2 protein-coding genes are annotated in these 1,924 nt (G+C 65.5%); both read right to left on the minus strand.

Translation table 11 applies throughout. The features are described from left to right. Window positions 1-1,415, minus strand: a 1,415-nt coding sequence (locus O9280_RS17230; RefSeq protein ID WP_298345762.1) for a cache domain-containing protein, incomplete at its 3' end; no start/stop codon positions are given. A 118-nt stretch (window positions 1,416-1,533) separates the two neighbouring features. Beyond that, on the minus strand, window positions 1,534-1,924 hold a 391-nt coding region (locus O9280_RS17235), incomplete at its 5' end, for a hypothetical protein (protein ID WP_298345765.1).

Here is a 1,924-nt window from a genome sequence, read left to right on the forward strand (position 1 = left end):
GCGCCGTCGATCTCCTTGATCGCGATGACGGTGTCGCTCGTCGCCTGCTGGATCTGGTTGACCATCTCCGAGATCTCGCTGGTCGCCTTCGCCGTCTGGTTCGCCAGCGCCTTGACCTCGCTCGCCACCACGGCGAAGCCCTTGCCGGCATCGCCAGCCCGAGCCGCCTCGATCGTCGCGTTGAGCGCGAGAAGGTTGGTCTGCTCCGCAAGCCCGTTGATCAGGCTGATCACCGAGCCGATCCGGGAGGCCGCCGAAGCAAGCGCCTGCGCGCTCTCGTCGGTCGTCCGCACGCTGGCCACCGCATCGGCCGCCGCCCTGGTCGATTCCGCGAGGATCCGCGAAATCTCGCCTGCCGTGCCGGAGAGTTCCTCGCCCGCCGCGGCCAGGCCATGGAAGGTCGTGCTGGTCTGTGTCGCCGCAGCGGCCACAGTCGAGGCCTCCATCGTCGTGTGCTTGGCCGCCTGCGAGAGTTCGTTCGCCGCGGCTTCCAGCTGGTTGGCCGCCGAGGAAATGGTCAGCACCACCGAATCCGCATTGCGCTCGAAGCTGGAAATCTCGGCATCGACACGCGCCTGGCGCTCGCGCTCGGCCACGCGCCGGGCCCGCGCCTCGGCTTCCGCCTGCTGGTTCTGGGCCAGCGCGTCGCGGAAGACCTGCAACGCCCGGGCGATCACGCCGATCTCGTCGCGGCGGTCCACGCCCTCGATCGCCGTGTCGAGCTGCCCGGCCGCAATGCCTTCCACCGAGCCAGTCAGCTGACGCACCGCCCGCGACAGGCTCCGGCCGAGATACAGCGCAAACAGTACGAAGAACGCAGCGAGGGGGAGGATCTTGGCTGCCAGCGCGCCGGCTTCGCGCCAGAGCGCCTTGTCCACGTCATCCACATGCAGCCCGGAGCCCACAAAGGCCTTCGTGCCCGGCAGCAGCGCGTTATAGGCAATCTTGACCGTCTCGACCTCGTCGCCGGGCTTCTTCCAGTGATATTCGGTAAAGCCGGCCTTGTTGGCCTGAACTTCCTTGATGAATTCCTGGATGATCATCACGCCGTTCTTGTCCTTGAGGCCAAGATTGTTCTTGCCCTCGAGATCCTTGCGGATCGGGTGCATCAGCGTGTCGCCGGTGAGGTCGTAAATGTAGAAATAGTTGCCGTTGTCGAAGCGCGAGCTCCGGAGCACATTGCCCGCCGCCCGCACCGCATCGGCATCGGAAGCGCCACCGGCCTTGGCCGCCTCATAGGCGCCCTGCATGACGGTAACCGCCGCATCCACCGTGTTCCGGATTTCCGCCCGTTTCTGGTCCAGCATGATCGAGCGGGTCTGCACCATGACCAGCGTCACGGCGCCGGCCAGAAGAAGGAGCGCAGCGCCGGCAATCAGTGCAAAATTGCGCGTGATGGATGCATTCTTGAGCATTCGGACCATTCCTCGAAGTCAGCCGAATCTTCAGATGCACCCGAATTGGTAAATTCTCGGTCAACTATCGGGCGTCCTGCCCGGAAAATGGACAGGCTCGCCGGCAACTGTCCATATTTCAGGCCGCGCGGACGGTCTGGAGGAAACGCTGGACCTCGCTCCGCATTGTCTCGGCCTGCCGGGCGAGATCAGCGGCGGAACCCAGCACCTGCTGCGCCGCGCCCTCGGTATGCCCGGCCGTGGCCGATACCGCCGTGATCGAGCGCGAAACTTCCTCCGTCCCGTTCACCGCCTGCTGGACATTGCTGGCAATCTCGCGCGCGGCCCGTTCCTGCTCGCCCACCGACCCGGCGATTTCCGCCGTGGCACGGTCGATCAGCGCGATGGCGCCGTCGATCTCCTTGATCGCGATGACGGTGTCGCTCGTCGCCTGCTGGATCTGGTTGACCATCTCCGAGATCTCGCTGGTCGCCTTCGCCGTCTGGTTCGCCAGCGCCTTGACCTCGCTC

Origin of the sequence: Silanimonas sp., from assembly GCF_027531545.1 — a bacterium.
GTDB lineage: Bacteria > Pseudomonadota > Gammaproteobacteria > Xanthomonadales > Xanthomonadaceae > Silanimonas.